Genomic DNA, 19,618 nt, shown 5'->3' with positions numbered 1-19,618 from the left:
ACCTGATCACCCACACCATGCCCCTCGACGAGATCAACAAGGGCTTCGACCTCATGCACGAGGGCAAGTCCATCCGCTCCGTCGTCGTCTACTAGGCCGATCGGCTAGACAAGCGGCCTATTCGGACTGGAGCCCAAAAGCGCTATTATGGCCCGAGTCGGGCGGCGGCTGACGATGGGAACCGCCGCCGCCCAACATCCAGCGAGATCACGAGGCTAGGGGCGGTTATGGATCTTATAGTCAACAGTCAGCAACGCTGCTTCGAGGGGACGCAGGGTTTCTACAGCCACGAGTCGGAAGCCTGCGGCGGTACCATGAACTTCGCTGTCTTCCAGCCGCCCCAGGCCAAGGGCGGCAACAAGGTGCCGCTGGTCACCTATCTTTCGGGGCTGACCTGCACCGAGGCGAACTTCACCGAAAAGGCCGGGGCGCAACGCGTCGCGGCGGAGCTGGGAGTCATGGTGCTGGCCCCGGACACCTCACCGCGCGGGGCGGGCTACCCGGGCGAAGACGACGACTACGACTTCGGCACCGGCGCCGGCTTCTACCTCGATGCCACCGTCAAACCCTGGTCGGGCCGCTACCGCATGTACTCCTACATCACCAAGGAATTGCCTGCCTTGATCGCCGAGCACTTCCCGGCCGACATGGGGCACCAGGGCATCATGGGCCATTCCATGGGCGGCCACGGCGCGTTGACCATTCATCTGAAGAACCCCGGCACCTACAAGTCGGTCTCGGCCTTCGCGCCCATCGTCGCGCCCAGCCAGTGTCCCTGGGGGCAGAAGGCCCTCACCGGCTACCTCGGCAAGGACGAGACGGCCTGGCAGGACTACGACGCCTGCGCGCTGATCCGCAGGCAGCCTTCCGACGCCCTGCTGTTCATCGACCAGGGGGTCGAGGACCCCTTCCTCAGCGAACAGCTGCTGCCGGACCTGCTGGTGGAAGCCTGCGAGGATGCCGGCCAGCACTTCGAGCTGCGCATGCAGCCGGACTACGACCACAGCTACTATTTCATCCAGAGCTTCATGGAGGACCACCTGCGCCACCACGCCAAGATTCTCTGCGGATGAAACGAGGGCGCGGCCATGGATGACGACGTCTCTCCGGTCCCAATCCCCCCGGCCCCAGTCCCCCCGGCCCCAGTCTCCCCGGCCCCAGTCTCCCAGCTTGGGCAGCGCGCCGCTCTCGACACGCAGACCCTGAAGGCGCTGTCCACGCCCAGCGACGCCAAGGGACTGCGCCACCTCACCGGCCACCTGTCCCTGCTGGCGCTGACCAGCGCGTTGGTGCTGTGGAGCAGCGGCGGTTTCTGGATAGCTCCCGCCCTTCTGGCGCAGGGCGTCGTGCTGATTTTTCTCTTCGCCCCGCTGCACGAGACGATCCATCGGACGGCCTTCCGCAGCCGCCGCCTGAACGATGGAGTCGCCACCCTCTGCGGCTTCCTGCTGCTGCTGCCGGCGGGCTACTTCCGCGCCTTCCACCTGCAGCACCACCGCTTCACCCAGGACCCGACGCGCGACCCGGAACTCGCAGGGCCGCCGCTGGCGACCCGCAGCGCCTATCTGCTGCACGTCTCCGGCCTGCCCTACTGGGCCGAGCGGCTGGCCACCACCTGGCGCCATGCTCTGGGCCGCACGCTCGAGCCCTACATCACCGCGCGGCTGCGCCCGGCCATCGTGCGGGAGGCGCGCCTGCACCTGGCCGGCTATGGCCTCATCGCCGGTGCCGGCCTGCTGGCCGGCAGCGATGTACTGCTCTTGCTCTGGGTGATTCCAGCGCTGCTGGGCCAGCCGGCCCTGCGGCTCTACCTGCTGGCGGAGCACACGGGCTGTCCGCCACTGCGCGACCTGCTGGCCAACAGCCGCAGCACGCTGACCGCCGCGCCGCTGGCGGCGCTCAGCTGGCACATGAACCTGCACACGGCCCATCATGCCTATCCGGGCCTGCCGTTCCACGCCCTGCCCGCCGCCGACCGTCTGCTGGCCCCGCACATGGCCGTGCGGGCCGCCGGCTACATCCCGGTGCAGCGTGAGATCTGGCGCCGCCTGACGCCGGCTTGAGACCGCCGCCGGTTCAGCGCGCCGCGGCCTCTTCGAGCCGCTCTTCCTGCGGCGCCGGGGCCACCGCGTCGTCCAGCAGGTCGATATCGCCGCTCAGGCGTCCGCCCCTCTCGATCTTCAGGTCGCGGTAACGCAGGGCGCCGCTCACCCTGCCACCTGCCTGGATGGTCAGCAGCCCGTCGACCGTCAGGTCGCCGTCGAAGCGGCCGTCGATGCTGGCCGACTTCACCACCGCCTTGCCGTGGTAGACGCCGCCCTCGCGTACCGTCAGTTCCGCCGCTTCGAGCGAGGCCTCGACCTTGCCTTCGACGATCAGCTTGTCGCAGGACTGGATCTCGCCCTTAACCTGAATGCCCTCACCGACAATGAGGGTGCCTTCGGTGCCAGGCTCCCTTTCCGGCGCCTCCTTGGCCGTCTCCGCGCCTCTCGCCAAGCCTAAAACGCCCGGTCCCGGGCGCACACCCGCCGCCGTATCCGGGCCCGCAGGCAAACGGCGCGATGGTTTCGTCATATTCATGGCCGCCAAGTTCTCCCTATTTCGCGGTTGAGCCGCGCTTCTCGTGCTTATGCGTCTTCAGGCAAACACAAGCGAAGCTAGCTGACAAGGTGACCACGACTGTGAGGCAAAATTGAGGCGTTCCCGCGGCCGTCGCGCGGGTTCCTGGCAAGGTTTTCCGGGCCTTTTTCGCTAGAAACCCAAAGGCGGGTCGCCGGCCGGCCGGCTGTAGCTCCAGGGGTCCGCCGGCATCTCGTCCATCCGCCCCCCCAGCAGGAAGATCGCCCCGCCCATCAGCACGTCGACGGAGCAGCCGTCGCTGGCCAGAGGCAGCAGCAGGCGGTGGGTCTTCCAGTGGTCGCGCCCGGCGACCAGCATCTCGCCCTCGCGGTAGCGCGGCCCGCCGCCGCGGGCGACCTCGACGTGGTGCTCCACAGGGATCGGCGTTCCGGCCGCCTTCTGGATCTCGGTAATGGACTTGCCGCGCAGCGGCATGCTGAAGGCGTCCTCGACCAGCGTTCCGGCCAGCCGGAAGACAAAATCCTGGGCGTCACCAACGACGTCCAGAAGGAAGATGTTGGGCAGAAGGTCAGGAATGTCGATGGGGTCGATGTCGCGGCGCGAGGGATAGGTCCCGCCGCCGCAGCGAGATCGCCAGTAGTCGTATAGGCGCCGCAGCTTGTTGTCCGGCAAGATCCCCGGATCGAAAGCCTGATGCACGGCCAGCCCCCTGATGTGCCCCCAAACTCACACTACCATACCATATATGGTAGCCATTGCGAGCGATTCGTGCGGGAAGCGGCAACGCGGCAAGGATCGTTCAATCTCAGGTATAGTGGCTCAGGCGGATTTCCCGGCGATGCGGCGCGGCTCGAAGGGCAGCGGCGCGGCGAGCAAGCGGTGGCTGGGAAAGCAGATGGACACGTGCGTGCCCTGCCCCATGTTGCTGCTGAGCGTCAGGTCGCCCTCGTGGAGATCGACCAGATGACGGGTCAACGGCAGGCCGAGGCCGGTACCTTCGTACTTGCGGCTGAGGGATGAATCCACCTGACCGAAGGGCGCCATGGCCTTGGCGATGTCGGCCTCGGCGATACCGATGCCCGTGTCCTCCACGTGCAGCACCAGGCCGCCTTCCTGGTTGATGGAGGAGTAGACCAGAACCCGGCCGCCCGGATCGGTGAACTTCACCGCGTTGGACAGCAGGTTCAGCAGGATCTGCTTCACCGCGCGCGGATCTGCCTTGAGGTTCGGCACCTGCGCGGGGAAGCGGTGCTCCAGCACCACGCCGGCTTCTTCAGCGCGGTCGCGCATGATGCGGAAGCAGGACTTGGTGGCGCGCTCCAGGTCGATGGCCTCTTCGTGCAACTCGAACTTGCCGGCCTCGATCTTCGAGAGGTCGAGAATGTCGTTGATGAGGCTCAGCAGGTGCGTGCCGCTGTCGTGGATGTCGATGGCGTACTCTCGGTAACGCTGGTTGCCCATCGGCCCGAAAAGCTGGTCCTTGATGATCTCCGAGAAGCCGATGATGGCGTTCAGCGGCGTGCGCAGTTCGTGACTGACGTTGGCCAGGAAGTCGGACTTGGCGCGGCTCGCCAGTTCGGCCTCTTCCTTGGCAAGGCGCAGCTGACGCTCGGCGCTGTAGCTGCCGGTGACGTCGTCGTAGGTCGCCAGCGAACCACCGCCGGGCATGGGCCGGTGCACGACGTTGATGACCCGCCCACTGGAGAGGAAATCCTGCATGGTGGTTTCCTCCGGGCTGGCAGCGGTGGCAAGGCGGCGTTGACGCAACGCCTTCGCCTGCTCCGGTCCCAACTCTTCCATATCGGCGGTGCAGCTGAGGATCTCCGCCAGCTCGGTCCCCGGCTGGGACATGCTGGCCGGCAGGTTATAGAGATCGAGGAAGCGCTGGTTGCAGATGATCATGCGCTGGTTCACGTCGAACATGGCCAGGCCCTGGGCCATGTTGTCCAGGGCGGCGTCCAGCAGCACGTTCTTGTGGCGCAGTTCCTCGCCGATGCTGCGCAGCTCGGACTCGCGCCGCCGCAGCTCGGTGATGTTGGTGGAGATGACCACGAAGCCGCCGTTGGCGGTGCGCCGCTCGGCAACGCGGAACCAGGTGCCGTCGCGCAGCTCGATCTCGAAGGGGCGCCCGGGATTGCGGAAGTGCTGCAGCTGCTTGTGCACCCACACCTCCGCGTTCTCGTTGGCCTCGGGGAAGTTGCCGGAGCGAGCGGCCGCGGTGATCAGCTCCTCGAAGCTCATGCCCGGCACCAGCATGTCGCGTACACCCGCATAGAGATCGCCGTAGCGCCGGTTGCACAGCACCAGCTTCTCGCTGGCGTCGAAGAGCGCGAAACCGCCGGCCAGGGATTCGATGGACTCCCGCAGGCGCTGCTGGGCGGCCGCGGCGGCCAGTTCGGAGCGGCGCTCGCGGAAGATGAAGGCGACCAGCACGATGGTCAGGGAAGCCACGACGATGACCACCAGGATCAACGCGCCGCGGAAGCGCTCCAGGTCCGTCGCCTCCTCCTGCAGCATGGCGAGAGCGTTGGCGTTAGCCTCGCCGAACTGCTTGACGATCTCCTGGCGTGCGGCGGCGACGCGCTCGGCGGCCAGATCCAGCACCACCTCGGAATCCGGCGACAGGCCCTGCACGCCGTCGCTTAGCCACAGCTTCAGATCGGCGGCGACCGGGCGCAGGGTGGCGTGCATCGAGGCGATGCCGATCTGGTTGCTGAAGGAATAGGCCTCGGTCAGTTCGCTGACGCGGCTCTCGACCAGTTCGACACGGTCGATGATGTCCTGGCGCCCCTCGATGCCCGGAAGTGCGCGGGCCTCGCGGATGGCCTGCTGCAAGGCGGCCAGGTCGTCGATCATGAAGACGACGTCGCGCTCCTGGCGCAGCACCTCGACGGGCAGGACCTGTTTGAGCTTCGAAATGCTGGCTTCGACATAGAGGACGAGCGCCGTGGTGCCGATCAGCACCGCCGCGATGAACGCGGCCGGCCAACGCGACAGCAGTCTGCGCTTTGATGTGTCCTTCACGTTCATACCGTTCCGTATCGCATCATGCTGGGCCCGGTAGCTCACCCGCGGCACCCTGCCGACGGGAGCGTCCACCACGCTGCCTTCTTGCCAAAGACCCGCAAAAAGGCCATAGAGCCACAGTTAATGGTTCTTCATCCCTTCCTGCCGCCTCAAGACAGGGAACCGTCTGCATCGCCGTTCAGGAGCGGCCAAGGGACGCGACAATTTTCTATGTAAATCAGTTATTTATTTTGTTTTGTTCGTCAGCGCTTGAGTTCGCGCTAACGGTTTATTAATAGGCTCGCGACGTTAACAATTCGTAAAGACAAGCCCGATGGAACGGTGGGAAATTTGGGGCAAAGCCCCCGGAAACTGAGGAGAAACCGTTGGATATCAGCAAAATCCCGGTTGGCAAGAATCCCCCGTGGGATTTGAACGCTATCGTTGAAGTGCCTCTGGGCGCACACCCGGTGAAATACGAGATGGACAAGGAATCGGGCGCGATCTTTGTCGACCGCTTCCTGCACACCTCGATGCAGTACCCGCTCAACTACGGCTTCATCCCCCATACCCTCGCCGACGACGGCGACCCGGTGGACGTGCTGATCGTCAGCTCGGTGCCGGTCATCGCCGGTGCGGTGGTGCGGGTGCGTCCGATCGGCGTCCTGATCATGGAGGACGAGGCCGGCGAGGACGAAAAGGTGCTCTCGGTGCCGGTCGACGAGTTGCACCCTTTCTACACCAACGTGTCCTCCTACCGTGGCCTGCCGAAGATCCTGCTCGACCAGATCGCGCACTTCTTCGCCCACTACAAGGACCTGGAAGCCGAGAAGTGGGTGAAGATCAAGCGTTGGGGCGAAGCCGACGAGGCCTGCCGCATGATTGAACAGGCGATCAAGGCCGAAACGGACAAAGTCGGCTAGGACGGCACCCATGCCCGCACCCCTCGGCGCTCTTGAGAACATCCCGCGCCACGCTCTCGCCCACCTGCCGACGCCGCTGGAGCCCCTGGCGCGCCTCGGCGCGGCACTGGGCGGGCCGCGGCTGCTGGTGAAGCGCGACGACTGCACCGGCCTCGGCCTGGGCGGCAACAAGACGCGCAAGCTGGAGTTCCTCATGGCCGAGGCGCTGGCGCGGGGCGCCGACACGGTGATTTCCACCGGCGGCGTGCAGTCCAACCACGTGCGCCAGACGGCGGCGGCGGCGGCCAAGCTGGGCCTGGCCTGCGAGCTGGTGCTGACCCGCGTGGTGCCCTGGGGCGGGCTGGACTACGAGCTGGGCGGCAACATCCAGCTCGACCGGCTGTTCGGGGCCAAGGTGCATCTGCACGACGGCGACACCGACCGGGTGGCGGCCATGGAAGCCCTGGCCGAGTCCCTGCGCCGCGACGGCAGGACGCCCTACCTGATCCCGACCGGCGGCTCCAACGCCACCGGCGCCCTGGGCTATGCCGCCGCCGCGGCGGAGCTGTCGGCCCAGGCGGCGGCGCAGGGGGAAAAGATCGCGGCGGTGGTGCAGGCCTCCTCCAGCGGCGGCACCCAGGCCGGCCTCACCGCCGGCTTCGCCGCCATCGATCCGGCGGTCCGCGTCATCGGCATCGATGTCGACGCCCACCCCGAAGCGGTGGCGGGCGACGTCCGCCGCCTGGCCGGCGAGGTCTGGGAGCGGCTTGCCCTGCCCGGCGCCTTTCCGGAAGAAAAGGTGACCCTGCAGCAGGGCTACGCCGGAGAGGCCTACGGCCTGCCCACCGAAGCCATGGCCGAGGCGGTGCGGCGCTGTGCCCGCCTGGAGGGCCTGCTGCTCGACCCGGTCTACAGCGGCAAGGCCATGGCCGGCCTCATCGGCCTGATCGACGCCGGGGCGTTCTCGGCGGACGACACCGTGGTGTTTCTGCACACCGGCGGCATGCCCGCCCTCTTCCCCTACCGCGAGGCTCTGGAAGGCTAAGCGCCGAAGTCGCTCAAGATGTTCCACTTTGCGACGTTTCCTGTTAGCTTGAATTTCGCGTAATACGCGATCTCTGGGCGACCGGAATGAAGCCGGCACAGGCAAGGGAATGAGCAATTGGATCGACAATCACGGCACCTCCGCAACATCCTGGCAGCGCTGACGATCACCGCCGCAGGCGTTCAGGCTGCGCCGGCCAGCGCGGACCAGCTCTTCTCGGAGGCCGAAGTGCGCGAAGTCTTCGACGGCCTGCAGAGCGGCGCCTTGAAGCCCGCTACCGCCAGCGAGCGGTGCAGCGGTTCGCTGAACACCAATCCCGAAGGCGATAACCTTCGCGACGTCATGGCCACCTTTCTGGACGTCCCGGCCGACAGCGCCCTCCCGGCCTTTTGCGACGCGCTGGTGATTGCCATCGTGGACGGCCGCTTGACGCTGGACGGCTTGCTTCAGGTCGCCGGCAATCAAGGCAGCGAAGATGCGGCCTTCTTCGAGGTCGGCAAGCTTTTGCGCGCGGTCTACTTCGCGCACGAGCCGTCACCCACCGCGTCCCTCAAGGGAGGTACCGCGCAATGAACTTGAGCGTCTCGAAATGCGCAGCCGCCCTATCCATCACCCTGATGCTGACCGCCTGCGCGGGCGCACCAGGCAGCGGCGGGCGAAGCCTGCCGGAAGTGCTGAACTACGCACGTCAGCACCCCGAACACCGACAGGCGAATATCACCGACTGTGAGCTCGCCATCAACAAGCGGCCGAGCAGCTTTCCCTTCCAGACGTTCTTCGCAGGATTTTTCGACGTCCCCGAGGAGTCGGGCGGCCAGGCCTTCTGTGCGGCCCTGGTCGAGGCCACAATCTCCGGGGACTTCACCCAGGCCGAGCAGGACGTCTTTCGGAAACCCACGGCTATTCGAGGCAGAGGCCCGATGGGCGGCTTGCTGCGCGACCTGATCGCCGCCCACGAGCGGCTCAAGAGCCAGGCAGCGGACAACGAGGGAACAAGGAGCCTGCCGGTTGCGTCCGCAAGCTGACGACGCGCTCCAGGTATACGCATCGGGGGCTTTTGATAGTCCGCGCCCGCGCAATCCCTGATGGGCAATATCGCTGCGGGATAGATTGACACCACGGGGGAGAACAGTGGGCCAGAGGAATTTGAGATCTACCGCCGTCGCCTTGGCGCTCTGGAGTTGCAGCATCACCGCAGCCGCCTCTGCCGAGCAGATCGCGGAAGCGACGTTTGACGACAAGATGCTTGCCCTTATTGCCGCGGTAGACAGCGGATCGATCGAAACCGGCGATGCCGTCACGCAGTGCGTCGGGAACTTCGCCGCAGAATCAAAAACGGAAAAATTGCGGGATGTTATCGCAGGCTTTCTCGGCGTTCCACGGGAAGCGGCATTCGAGACCGGCTGCGGCGCCGTCATCCGGCTTCTCGATACGGGGGAATTCTCAGCGGACGACCTGCGGCAACTCATCGAGGGCAAGAACGCCAGGAGCAAGGCCGTTCTCTCGGGGCAACTGCTCCGCGCCCTCTATTTCAAGCACGAGGCAGGGGCATGAGCGGGAACCGCAGTCAGAGAACCCGCCGCTCCCGTCGTTGGATCCCCGCAGCTTTGCTCCTGCTGTCGCTCGCTGCCTGCGCCGGACCTCAAGGCAAACGCGAGATCCCCCGCAGTGGCGACGTCAGCCGCCCGACAAATCTCTATGATCTGATGCTGAGCGTGCAAGAAACCCCTGCCTATCGCGAGACAGGTGCCAAAGCCTGCATTCGGCAAGCGAAGGCCGGCAACGTGCTTAAGGAGTTTCTCCCGGTCATCGCTGCGATGCTCGATGCCCCTCCAGAAAAGGCGGGAAAAACGTTCTGCCGGGCCCTTGTCGAGGCCGCCGTCGCCGGTGACTTCAGCGAAGCGGACATCCGGGCCATGTATCTTGCGCGCCAGCAACGCGACTTCCGCACCTTTGGCCGCTTCCTGCGCGCTTTGCTGGTCGCGAACGAGCGTCTCGGCGCGCAGCAGGCTGCGGCCACGCCGTCGTTGACAGGATCAGCGGGTCTACGAAACTGACGATGTGATCTGGACGCTTCTGACCGGCGACCCGTGGCTGCCTGCCACCACGGCCCTCGCCATCCTCCTGCTGGCTATGGCCGTGGACCTGCTGCTGGGCGACCCCCGGTGGCTCTACCGCCTGCTGCCGCATCCCGTGGTGCTGCTCGGCCGGCTGGTCGCGGTGCTGGACCGGGCGCTCAATCGCCAGAGCCTGCCACGCGGGCGGCGCCTGCTGCTGGGGATGCTCTGCAGCGGCCTCGTCGTCGGGTTTGCGGGCGGTCTCGGCGCGCTGCTTCACCACCTGCTGGCCGGGCTGCCCTATGGTTGGGTCGTCGAAGGCGTGCTGGCCAGCAGCCTGCTGGCCTTCCGCGGTCTCTATGACGCCGTGCGCCAAGTCGCGCGGGGCCTGGCCGAGAGCCTGGAGGCGGGCCGCGCCGCCGTCGCCCATATCGTCGGGCGCGACCCGGCGAGCCTGGACGCCGCCGGGGTCGGCCGCGCCGCCGCCGAGTCCGCCGCCGAGAACTTCTCCGACGGCTTCGTCGCCCCGGTATTCTGGTTCCTGCTGCTGGGCCTGCCCGGCCTGCTGGCCTACAAGGCGGTGAATACCCTGGACAGCATGATCGGCCACAGGAACGCCCGCTACGAAGCCTTCGGCAAGGCCGCGGCGCGGCTGGACGACGCCGTCAACTTCCTGCCAGCCCGCCTCGCCGGGCTGCTGATCGTGCTGGCCGCCCTGCTGCTGCCCGGCGCCAGCGCCGGCGGGGCCTGGCGGGCCATGCGGCGCGATGCCCCCCGCCACCGCTCCCCCAACGCCGGCTGGCAGGAGGCCGCCCTGGCCGGCGCCCTGGGCCTGGCGCTGGCCGGCCCGCGCCGGTACGGCGGCCAACTGGTCGAGGACCACTGGATGGGCGACGGGCGCCGCGAGGTGACGGCGGAGGACCTGGGCCGCGTCCTGGACCTCTACCTGGCCGCCGGCGGCCTGCTCTTCGCGGCGGTCATGGCCGCGCTGCTGCTCGCCTGAGACATCAGGGCGCCGGTTTCAGCGCCAGCGGCAGCCCCGCTGCGACGAAGACCACCGACTGCGCTGCGGCCGCCACGACCTGGTTCAGGCGCCCCGCCTCGTCCCGGAAGCGGCGCGCCAGGGCATTGTCCGGCACGATGCCGAGGCCGACCTCGTTGGAGACGAAGATCACCGGGCCGTTCAGATCCGGCAGCGCGGCGACCAGCTTTCCACATTCATTTTCCACATTAAGTTCTTTTAGTAAAATATTGGAAAGCCACAACGTAAGACAATCAACCAGAACCACGCAGTCGGGAGATGCGCTGGCCGCCAGGGCCCCGGACAGGTCCAGCGGCGCCTCCACGGTGCGCCAGCGCGCGCCGCGCCGGTCCTGGTGCCGGGCGATGCGCTCGGCCATCTCGTCGTCCCCGGCGGTGGCGGTGGCCAGGTAAACGCAGGCCCCGGCCCGGCTTTCGGCGAGTTCTTCGGCGTAGCTCGACTTGCCCGAGCGGGCGCCGCCGAGAACCAGGGTGACAGGCGGCAGAGAAGAAGCGGTCATGGTCTTGCAGCTAGGGCTGGAATTGGCGAGAGTGGCGGCGGCTGCGGCAGTGTGCGGACGCCCGCCGCAACTGTCCATATCTGCTGGCCAAGAATCGGCTTAAGGCAGTAGGTCTATGGGGGGTAAGCCCGCCGTTTGCGGCGGGCCACGGGTAGAACAAGAGGTCTAGGGGTGGGCGCCGGCGGCGCTCGCCGAACAGGGGACGTTAGATGATGCGTTTTCGCGTAAGGCGATTTTTCGGTTCCAGGGCGACCGGCGGAACCCCGGCGGCGCCACGGCGTGACAGCCGGCGACTCCTCGTGGCCGCGGCAACGGCCGCAGCACTGCTGCCTGCCGCCGCAGGGGCGCAGGACAGCGATGCGACGGCGGCAGCGGCGAGCAGCGCCCCGACGACGGCCGGGGTGACCTTCTTTACCGGGCCGGACTTCAGCGGCACCTCCAAGACCCTGACCCTGTCGCCCGAGCAGCCCTACGCGGCCATTCCCTTCATCGGCGATGAACTGAACGAGAAGATCGCCTCACTGCGCGCCGACCCGCAGGTCGGCGCCATCCTGTTCCAGCGCCCCTATTTCGCCAGCCGCGACGACGCCTGCGGGCCCAACATCGGCACCGCCGAGAACCGCGACGCCTGGTGGCTGGGGCTAACCGCGGACTTCGAACCGCCCGCCAGCCTTTCGGGGGCCGGCGACCAGGCTTACGAGGCCGCGGAGACCCCGGACAGTGACTACTCCTCGGTCATCGCCTATCGGCGCGAATTGGGTCCGCCGCCGGGCTTCCTGCTGATGGAACGGCGCAGCTACTACAACCGCGCCTGCGAGCGGACCGCGGACCAGAGCTACTTCAACCGCCTCTTCATCCCCATCCCCAATCCGCCGCAGCGCGAGGCCTGCATCGATTTCTCCACGCCCTCCCGCGCCCACGGTGCCGGTGCCGACGCGCCGCGCTTTACCCGCATCACCGATGCGATCGCCCTTTACCCCGAGGCCTTCAGCCCGCGCTACCAGGGCGTTGACCACCGCTTCGTCCTGACCGTTTTCGAGGGCCCGGGCTGCAGCGGCGCCTCCATCACCCTGACCAGCCAGAAGGACGGCCGCCCGGCCGCCTACCGGCTGTCCGACTTCGAGTTCGACCGCAAGGCGAAGTCGGCGATGATCCGCTATCAGCGCGGCCCGCTCGACCGCTATCTGGAGCAGGCGGCCGCGCCGGCCCAGACCGCCCAGACGCCGGCTCCGGCGGCGCCCCAGAGCGTGCCCCAGGCCGTCCCGGCGCCGGTTCCCGCGGCCCCACAGGCCCCACAGGCCCCACAGGCCGACGTACCGCAAGCCGCCCCGGCGCCTTCGGGCAGCCTGCAGCCGCAGCCCAGCCCGGCGCCCTCTGGCGGCGGCCTGCAACCGGCCCCGCCCAGCGCCCCGCCGCAGCAAGCCCTGCAGCCGACACCGGAGCCGTTGGTCATACCCACGGTGCCCGCGCAACAGGTACCCTCGCGCCCCACGGGCCCGCAGGAAGAGACCTTCCGCTTCCCGGTCCATCAGGTCTATCGGCTGAATTTCTGCCTGGCCGACGAGCAGGGCTGCGGAGAGCCCGCGGCGAACCAGTGGTGCGAGGCCCAGGGCTTCGACCGCGCCAGCCGTTGGACGCGCGAGGAGAACATCGGCGCGCTCTACCCGACGGTGTTCATCGGCAACGGCACGATCTGCGACAAGTTCCTCTGCGACGGCTTCGAGGAGATCACCTGCACCCGCTGAAACAGCAGGGTCCAGGCGACATAAAAAGAAAAAGGCCCCGCTCGTAAGAGCGGGGCCTTTCAGTGTCTGACTTGGCGCCGGGGTGTTCAGCCGTCGGCGAAGATGCTGGTCTTTACCAGTTCGGAGAGAGAGCTGCCGCCGCGCTTGAACTTCGAGCCAAGCTCCATGGGATCGACCGTGATCTCGCTGGGCTCGGCCTGCTCGCCGTTCTGCGGCGGCAGTTCCTCGCCCGGCTGCCGGTCCGGTGGCGGATCGCCGCCCACCAGCGCCCCCGGCTCGAAGTCGGCCCAGGCGGGCGGCATCATGAGTTCCTGAGCCGCGGCAAGGATCACATCCGACGGCTGCTTCGCCGCCGGCTCAGCCGGTGCCGGCCGGCGGGCGCCGGTCTGCTGCGGCTCGCCGGCGGTGCTGGGCTGCGGAATGTAGAGCGGCGTCGGCGCCCCCTCCTCATCCGAATGCATGGGCGCCGGGGCCGCCGGAGCCGGCCGCAGCGGCCGGCGCAGCGGCTCGGACGCTCCCATGCGTCCGGCCGGCGGATCCAGAACCTTGGTCTTCACCGGCTGGACCGCCGGCATGGGCGACGGCATGTCCGGCGCCGCCGAGGCCGGGGTCATGACATCAGCCGGCATCTCCTCTGCGGTCCCAGGCACCGGGCGCACCGTGTAGGCGGCCTCCAGGTTGCGCAGCACCGTGCGGTCGACTTCAGGTCCCACCGCCAGCGCCGCCAGCACCTCGATGGCTTCCTCTCGCTGGCCGTTGAGAGCCAGCGAAAGGCCGAGGTTGTTACGCAGTGAATGGTTTTCCGGGTCGAACTTCAGCGCCTGGCGGTACAGGGCCTGCGCGGCCTCATGCTCGCCGGCCTGATCGCGGATGATCCCCAGGGCGTTGTAAGGCCGCGGGTCTTCCGGCTGCTGCTTGACGGCATGATTGAGATGCGCCGCCGCCAGGGAGGTTTCCCCCGTTTCCATGTACAGCTTACCCAGGCTGTAGCGCGCCTCGTGGTGAGTCGGGTGCATTTCCAGAAGGACTTCGTAGGTCTGGGCGGCAGCCTGTTTGCGATCGAGATCATGAAGGATCGACGCGATCTTCATCAGCGTCTCCGGATCTTCCGGGTTGATCTCGTGCGCGCGGCCACAAAGACCGAGCGCCGTGACCAGTTCACCCTTGTCGGCAAGACGATCGCAGTAGCTGAGCAACCGTTCGGCCCGGCTGGCCGGATCACTGCCGAAGCCCGCCGGCGCAGAGGCCGTCGTCATGCCTTCCTGGGAACTGGCGCAGCTGACCGTGAAGCCCGCCATCGCCACAACTGCTGCAAAGCGCAACAGGCGGCGGCCGATTGATCGTGTCGTCATTCCTGATACTCCGCATCGTGTTGGGAGCGAGAGCGCCATGGCGTCGGCAGCGGGATATGCTGTACGCGGCTGGCGCGCCGGTGCTCTCTTCCCATCAGTCCAGAGCATAAGGATCGGTGCTTAAAGGAAGGCTAAGGCATTCAAAACATTTGATAGATGTCTTACTCAACCTTACCGGTCAATGCCGGGGCCGGAAATCAAAACTCTGTGCGAAAACTCATTCTTAATCAGGCCTGTGCGATCCTAGCCTTAGTGACAAGTAGTCAACTCAAGGTACGGCAAGATGCTCGTGCGCCTAATTCTCTTCATCTACTTCGCCCTCTGGGGACTCAGTGCCCTGATCGAGGTGCCCGGCGTCTCCTGAACGCCCGGGCCGCGACGTCGTAGATCCGCCATTTCCGCCGCGCCGGAGCCCCCCCGGCCGCTGCGGCTTTTCCCCTCCGAATACTGCCGGCCAAGCAAGTATTGGAAGAGCTCCGCAGTTCTTTAAATAAAATTCCTGCGAATATCTCCGTTAACTTGCGGCGGCCTGTGACAACCCTGTGTTCGTGGTGGGGTTTGCTGTACCCGGAGGCCTATCTTAACTTTCGAGTAAGGTTCGTTACTTACTCTTGAGGGCATGCGAAGTCGGGAGTTTCCCTCCCGGAATGCGATGGGAGACTTAGATAAGATGCCAACAACAACAACGATACTGGCGGGGCGCTGGTCACAAGTGGTGGTGACATCACAGGCTCCGAAAATGAGGTCGCTGGCGACCCAGGGGGCGCGACTTCTATCCTGGAAGTCCGTGCTGATCCAGAGCCTCGGCCGAGAGCTGCACGCGCTGCACATCCAGCAGCAGGAGCGCGCGTTCATGGCGACGAGCCACGGCCTGAACTACCGCGCCCCGGGTGGCGAGATCCCGGTGCTGCACTAGGGCGCCGGCCCAAGAAGGGACCTGCGCCGCGGCGCGGGGGCGGCGCGCAACCCCAAGCCCAGCCTCCCCTGCCCCAGCTTGCCTGCCCAAAGACGCTTGAAGCAGATAGGGCCGCCTCCAGGGCGGCCCTTTCTTCTATAGCGAACCATTTGCCGGCTGACGGGATGGCCCGTGCCTAGCGGCAGCCGTAGGCGCTCCACATGGTGTACCTGCGCTCATAGGCGATGCACTGCCGGATGCCGTCGCTGTCGTGGTCGTACTGCTTCAGGCCACAGGCGGTCTCGACAATTTGATGGATGCGCCCGCAGGCCTTGGCCTGGTCGACGTTGCCCGCGCCAAAGGCGCCGGCGACTTCCGTTCCCTCGCCGAAGAGGGCGACTTTCTTCCAGGGATCCTCCAGCAACCCGCCGCTGACCATGGCGTTGACGGAACTGCCAAGGGCCAGCACGAAGGCAAGCGCCAGCAGGCGCGGGTGCTCCCAGCGCTGCTCCCAGCGGCCGATAAGACCCGCCGCCCGGGCGTTGAAACTGTTGTCGAGAAGTGCCATCTGCCGTTCCTGCCGACGCCCCGACAGGTGGGGCGAACACTGGCCCCGATGATAAAGAATCCTTGCTTAGGAATGAGTTAAGCAGCCGGCGCCCTGGCCGGCTCAGCCCTGCTCGAGATGGCGCAGGACATAGACCTCGCAGCGCCCGCTGTCCTGCCAGCGCAGGGCGTAGACCAGGTCAGGCACCGCCTGGCCATCCGGGTCATAGAGTCCCCAACGCCCGCCGATGACGGCGGCGTGGAGGTAGCCGCCCAGGCGCACGCTGTAGAGGCGGTGGCGCTGCTGGCGGAAGCGCCCGGCCCGGCAGGACTTGCTGAGGCCACGGTCGAAATCGAAGCTGGCCAGCGGCTCATCGCTCTCAAAGATCAGAAAGGTGTTCGGCAGCGGATTGACCGGCCGCGGGGTTCCTTCGGGCGCCGGCTGCAGGCCCCTGACCTGCAGGCGCTCGCGGCCCACCGGCAGATGCGCCGGGTCCGCCGCGGCCGCGCCCGTCAGGCTGACCGTCAGCAGGGCCAGCAGAAGGCCAAGGCGAAGCGGACGAATCGAAAAACCGGTCATGACCGGCAAGGTAGAGCGAAAGACTTACCGGACCGTCAAATCACCTGGAAATGAGACAATAAACCTGACCTTTATGGGCCTGCGAGTGGCTTTCCATGGGTCTGCGAACAAGTTCCGGCCGCCAGCTATGCGTTTCGTGCAGAGCCTTGTTGCGTTGCAGCATTTTCCTTGCAAGCCATTTGAATCTCACTAATTCTTAACCGTGCGCCGCAATAATGGTGCACAGTTTAGGGAGGTGCTCAGCATGAAACACCACAGGAAGGAAGTTTCAACATGCAGCACCAAAGCCAGGACCTCAGCAAGGGGCCGAACGCCGGCAAGACCGGCATCTACCTCTCTTCGGACAAGGTGATCACCGCCGAGGAGATCGAGCGTCACATCGCCAAGGGCAAGCGCATGCAGGCGGAGGCCATCGCGGCTTTGCTCAGCAGCGCCTTCCGCCGCCTCACCACGCTGTTCCCCCCGCGCCACGCGCAGACCCCGGTTCGCGAGGAGCACCTCTCCCGCGCCTGAGCGCGACCGGATTTTGCTGAGAACGCAGTCGTAGCGACAGACAGAGCCACCCTGCCCCGGCCCGCCGCCCCACTTGAGTGACGGGGAGCGGCGGCCGGCCCCCCCGTGACTCAACACCGCGCGACCGCGCCGCCGGAGCCAAGCCATGCTCGTATTCCGCAAGTTGCTGGGGCAGGAAAGCAGTGCCCTGAAAGAGCACCTGCTGCGCCTGGATGAGGAAGACCGCCGCCTGCGCTTCGGCCACTTCGTCACCCCGGAAGTCATCCTCGCCTACGTCGACGCCATCGACTGGTCCGAGACCTGGATCGTCGGCGCCTTCGAGGGCGAGGTGCTGCGCGGTGTGGTCGAACTGCGCGACACCGGCGCCCCGAGTGACCAAAGGGGCGGCCGCAAGACCGGCGAGATATCGGTCACCGTGGAGCCGGCCCACCAGAACCACGGCGTCGGCACCCGCCTGCTGGAAGAGGCCCTGCTGATCGCGCGCAACCGCGGCTTCCAGGACATCTACCTGCTCTGCCTGCCGGAGAACGCGCGCATGCAGCACGTCGCCCGCAAATACGCCGAGCAGGTGCGTTTCGAGGACGGCGACGTGGAGATCCACATCGCCAGCCCGCAGCCCGATCCCCTCTCCGTCTTCGCCGAGATCTTCGGCGACGGCATCGCCCTGTGGGAAACCGCCTTCGACCGCATGACAAGCTGGTCCGCGCGCAAGACGGCGTCCTGAGCGGACGCAGGCCCCCTCGGAACTACCCCGATGTCAGACGCTGGGCCGCCTGCCCGACCGCTATCCGCCCAGCAGCAACTCTGGCAGGTACAGCACAATGCCGGGAAAAGCGATCAGCCCGGCAATCGTGATCGCATCGGCGATGAAGAAGGGCGACGATCCCTTGAAGACTTCGTGGACTGAGATGTCCGGGCGCACACCGGCCACGACGAAGCAGTTGAGGCCGATGGGCGGGGTGATCAGGCAGAGCTCCGCCATCTTCACCACGATGATCCCGAACCAGATGGCACAGCCGACTGCGCTCATCCCGAAGGCGCTGTCCGCGGCAGCCACCGACTCACCGCCGTTGAGCGCAATCACCGCCGGAAAGACCACCGGCAGGGTGAGAAGCAGCATGCCGATCGCATCCATGAACATGCCGAGCACCGCGTAGGCGCAGAGGATCAGGATCAGCGTCAGCATCGGGCTCTGGTCCAGCGACGTGATCCACTCGGAGAAGGCCCCCGGAAGGTCCGCGAAGCCCAGGAAGCGCACATAGATCAAAACGCCCCAGATGATGGTGAAGATCATCACCGACAGCTTCGCTGTCTCCAGCAGCGCGTCCTTCAGCTGGGGCCAGCGCATCCCCTTCCCCAGCGCCATCAGGAAGACGACGAAAGCGCCCAAGGCCCCGCCCTCGGTCGGCGTGCCCCAGGCGTCGCCGCCGAAAGGGTTGTAGATGAAGAGGATGATGATCGCGACGACGAAGAAGATCGGGAAGGCAGCCGGCAGGGAGGCGAAGCGCTGTCCCCAGGTGAAGCCCGTCACCGGCGGTCCGAAGTTCTTGAAGGTCAGCGCCAGCCCGATCACCAGCGCGCCGTAGATCAGTGCGGAGAATGCCCCCGGAAGGAAGCCCGCGAGCAGCAGCGCCCCAACGTCCTGCTCCACGATGATCGCGTAGATGACCAGGATCGCGGAGGGCGGGATCAGCGAAGCGAGCGTGCCGGCACAGGCGACCACACCCGCGGCAAACTTCTTGTCGTAGCCGACATCCAGCATCTCCGGGATGGCAATTCTGGCAAAAACCGCGGAGGTCGCGACCGAAGCGCCGGAGACCGCGGCGAAGCCGGCCGTGGCAAAGACGGTGGAGACGCCGAGGCCGCCAGGCAGCCAGCCGACCCAACGCTTGGCCGCTTCGAACAAGGCTTTGGTCAGGCCCGCGTAGTAGGCGAGATAGCCGATCAGGATGAACGTCGGGATCAGCGACAGCGCCTGGGAGGCGACCTTGGAATGAGGCACCTGCCCCGCCGTCTTCACCGCCACGGTCAGTGCCCAGAAGAACTGGTCGCCGGCAAGGCCCTTCTTCGCCCAGAAGATCCATACCAGACCGGCGAGACCCGCAATGGCCGCGGCGAAAGCGACCCGCACGCCAATCAACACCAGAACCAGCATGCCCGCCGAAACCGCAAGGCCGATATCGATGTTGTCCATCAGGCGGCTCCGCTTTGCTCATCCATGCCGGAGACGCTGGCCGCCTCCTTTGCCGCGATGGCGGCGGCGTCCTCGATCAGCGGGACGGCCACGGGCTCGCGGTCGTTGCGCAGGAAAGCGCGGGCATAGCCCCAGGCATGCAAGGCCAGTCGCAGGCAGAGGACAGAGAAGGCCATCGGCGCCAGGAGCTTGGCCGGCCAGATCGGCAGCCGGATGTCGAGGCTGGAATCCCGGCTCCACAGCGGCGCATTGAAATCGAAGGAGCGGTCGAAATGGGACCAGCTGCCCCAGACCATCAGCACCATGATGAGGAGCATGAGCAGCGTCGAAACGAGCTCCGCCGCCCAGAGCGGGCGGCCCTTCAGCCGGCTGACCAGGATGTCCATACGGATATGGCCGTCCAGCCGCTGGCAGTAGGAGACCCCGATGAAAGCGATCAGCGGCATGATCTGCTCGATCCAGTCGACGTAGCCGGGCAGCGGCTGATTGAAGAAGTTCCGTCCACCGACGCTGACCACGGCCAGGATCATCAACGAGAAGACCGCCAGCCCGCCGAGCAGCGCGAGAAAGGTCTCGCCCCGGAACAGCGCGCGGTCAGCCCGGCTCAGCAAGCTGTTGTCGCTCAGGATGGATGCGTGGCCCGCCATGGTTCCCCCGAAGAT

General features: G+C 66.5%; 22 protein-coding genes. 13 read left to right on the top strand and 9 right to left on the bottom strand.

The features are described from left to right. Positions 1-227: 227 nt before the first annotated feature. Positions 228-1,073 (top strand): S-formylglutathione hydrolase, encoded by an 846-nt coding sequence (fghA, locus tag H7X47_RS23970; protein ID WP_193371292.1) that lies wholly within the window; start codon positions 228-230, stop codon positions 1,071-1,073. 15 nt (positions 1,074-1,088) lie between these two features. Further along, a complete protein-coding gene (locus H7X47_RS23965) occupies positions 1,089-2,063 on the top strand; it encodes a fatty acid desaturase (RefSeq protein WP_193371291.1) in 975 nt (324 codons plus the stop codon). A gap of 13 nt (positions 2,064-2,076) precedes the next feature. On the opposite strand, the gene H7X47_RS23960 is transcribed toward H7X47_RS23965, so the two are convergent. From H7X47_RS23960 to H7X47_RS23950, 3 genes are all read right to left on the bottom strand, one after another. After that, complete coding sequence (locus tag H7X47_RS23960; RefSeq protein WP_193371290.1) at positions 2,077-2,496, bottom strand: bactofilin family protein; 420 nt, start codon at positions 2,494-2,496, stop codon at positions 2,077-2,079. Positions 2,497-2,751: 255 nt separating this feature from the next. Next, positions 2,752-3,279, bottom strand: coding sequence for a PAS domain-containing protein (locus H7X47_RS23955; protein ID WP_193371289.1), 528 nt, complete (start codon positions 3,277-3,279; stop codon positions 2,752-2,754). Between the two features lie 120 nt (positions 3,280-3,399). Beyond that, complete coding sequence (locus H7X47_RS23950) at positions 3,400-5,682, bottom strand: sensor histidine kinase (RefSeq protein ID WP_193371288.1); 2,283 nt, start codon at positions 5,680-5,682, stop codon at positions 3,400-3,402. A gap of 290 nt (positions 5,683-5,972) precedes the next feature. Here H7X47_RS23950 and ppa point away from each other — a divergent pair, with 290 nt between their 5' ends. From ppa to cbiB, 7 genes are all read left to right on the top strand, one after another. Beyond that, the gene (gene ppa, locus H7X47_RS23945; protein ID WP_193371287.1) at positions 5,973-6,509 is read left to right on the top strand and encodes an inorganic diphosphatase; all 537 of its coding nucleotides are present in this window, start codon (positions 5,973-5,975) and stop codon (positions 6,507-6,509) included. 10 nt (positions 6,510-6,519) lie between these two features. Then, positions 6,520-7,533 carry a D-cysteine desulfhydrase family protein gene (locus tag H7X47_RS23940; protein WP_193371286.1) on the top strand — a complete coding sequence of 338 codons (1,014 nt, stop codon included), beginning with the start codon at positions 6,520-6,522 and terminating at the stop codon, positions 7,531-7,533. Positions 7,534-7,650: 117 nt separating this feature from the next. Next, complete coding sequence (locus H7X47_RS23935; RefSeq protein ID WP_193371285.1) at positions 7,651-8,106, top strand: hypothetical protein; 456 nt, start codon at positions 7,651-7,653, stop codon at positions 8,104-8,106. Further along, complete coding sequence (locus H7X47_RS23930) at positions 8,103-8,558, top strand: hypothetical protein (RefSeq protein ID WP_193371284.1); 456 nt, start codon at positions 8,103-8,105, stop codon at positions 8,556-8,558. The genes H7X47_RS23935 and H7X47_RS23930 overlap by 4 nt, the downstream gene beginning before the upstream one ends. Before the next feature lie 121 nt (positions 8,559-8,679). Next, the gene (locus tag H7X47_RS23925) at positions 8,680-9,087 is read left to right on the top strand and encodes a hypothetical protein (RefSeq protein WP_193371283.1); all 408 of its coding nucleotides are present in this window, start codon (positions 8,680-8,682) and stop codon (positions 9,085-9,087) included. Positions 9,088-9,140: 53 nt separating this feature from the next. Then, complete coding sequence (locus H7X47_RS23920; protein ID WP_193371282.1) at positions 9,141-9,590, top strand: hypothetical protein; 450 nt, start codon at positions 9,141-9,143, stop codon at positions 9,588-9,590. Between the two features lie 4 nt (positions 9,591-9,594). Beyond that, complete coding sequence (gene cbiB / locus H7X47_RS23915) at positions 9,595-10,593, top strand: adenosylcobinamide-phosphate synthase CbiB (protein WP_319633674.1); 999 nt, start codon at positions 9,595-9,597, stop codon at positions 10,591-10,593. Positions 10,594-10,597: 4 nt separating this feature from the next. Here cbiB and cobU read toward each other — a convergent pair whose 3' ends face one another. After that, positions 10,598-11,131, bottom strand: coding sequence for a bifunctional adenosylcobinamide kinase/adenosylcobinamide-phosphate guanylyltransferase (gene cobU, locus H7X47_RS23910; RefSeq protein ID WP_193371281.1), 534 nt, complete (start codon positions 11,129-11,131; stop codon positions 10,598-10,600). Between the two features lie 299 nt (positions 11,132-11,430). Here cobU and H7X47_RS23905 point away from each other — a divergent pair, with 299 nt between their 5' ends. Then, positions 11,431-12,876 (top strand): hypothetical protein, encoded by a 1,446-nt coding sequence (locus H7X47_RS23905; protein WP_193371280.1) that lies wholly within the window; start codon positions 11,431-11,433, stop codon positions 12,874-12,876. A gap of 86 nt (positions 12,877-12,962) precedes the next feature. On the opposite strand, the gene H7X47_RS23900 is transcribed toward H7X47_RS23905, so the two are convergent. Further along, positions 12,963-14,228, bottom strand: a complete 1,266-nt coding sequence (locus H7X47_RS23900) for a tetratricopeptide repeat protein (protein ID WP_193371279.1) — start codon at positions 14,226-14,228, stop codon at positions 12,963-12,965. A gap of 670 nt (positions 14,229-14,898) precedes the next feature. On the opposite strand from H7X47_RS23900, the gene H7X47_RS23895 reads away from it, so the two are divergent. Continuing rightward, a complete protein-coding gene (locus H7X47_RS23895; protein ID WP_193371278.1) occupies positions 14,899-15,144 on the top strand; it encodes a hypothetical protein in 246 nt (81 codons plus the stop codon). 175 nt (positions 15,145-15,319) lie between these two features. On the opposite strand, the gene H7X47_RS23890 is transcribed toward H7X47_RS23895, so the two are convergent. Continuing rightward, positions 15,320-15,691 carry a hypothetical protein gene (locus H7X47_RS23890; RefSeq protein WP_193371277.1) on the bottom strand — a complete coding sequence of 124 codons (372 nt, stop codon included), beginning with the start codon at positions 15,689-15,691 and terminating at the stop codon, positions 15,320-15,322. 102 nt (positions 15,692-15,793) lie between these two features. Then, on the bottom strand, positions 15,794-16,249 hold the full coding sequence (locus tag H7X47_RS23885) for a hypothetical protein (protein ID WP_193371276.1): 456 nt from the start codon (positions 16,247-16,249) through the stop codon (positions 15,794-15,796). Between the two features lie 273 nt (positions 16,250-16,522). On the opposite strand from H7X47_RS23885, the gene H7X47_RS23880 reads away from it, so the two are divergent. Further along, on the top strand, positions 16,523-16,762 hold the full coding sequence (locus H7X47_RS23880; RefSeq protein WP_193371275.1) for an RSP_7527 family protein: 240 nt from the start codon (positions 16,523-16,525) through the stop codon (positions 16,760-16,762). Between the two features lie 145 nt (positions 16,763-16,907). Beyond that, positions 16,908-17,486, top strand: a complete 579-nt coding sequence (locus H7X47_RS23875) for a GNAT family N-acetyltransferase (protein ID WP_193371274.1) — start codon at positions 16,908-16,910, stop codon at positions 17,484-17,486. A 60-nt stretch (positions 17,487-17,546) separates the two neighbouring features. On the opposite strand, the gene H7X47_RS23870 is transcribed toward H7X47_RS23875, so the two are convergent. Then, on the bottom strand, positions 17,547-18,956 hold the full coding sequence (locus tag H7X47_RS23870; protein WP_193371273.1) for a TRAP transporter large permease: 1,410 nt from the start codon (positions 18,954-18,956) through the stop codon (positions 17,547-17,549). Beyond that, entirely contained in the window at positions 18,956-19,603 is a 648-nt protein-coding gene (locus H7X47_RS23865; RefSeq protein ID WP_193371272.1) for a TRAP transporter small permease subunit, read from the bottom strand. The genes H7X47_RS23870 and H7X47_RS23865 overlap by 1 nt, the downstream gene beginning before the upstream one ends. Between the last annotated feature and the right edge of the window lie 15 nt (positions 19,604-19,618).

It is taken from the genome of Pelagibius marinus (genome assembly GCF_014925385.1).
Lineage (GTDB): Bacteria > Pseudomonadota > Alphaproteobacteria > Kiloniellales > Kiloniellaceae > Pelagibius > Pelagibius marinus.
This window is presented reverse-complemented; position numbering and strand designations above follow the sequence as displayed.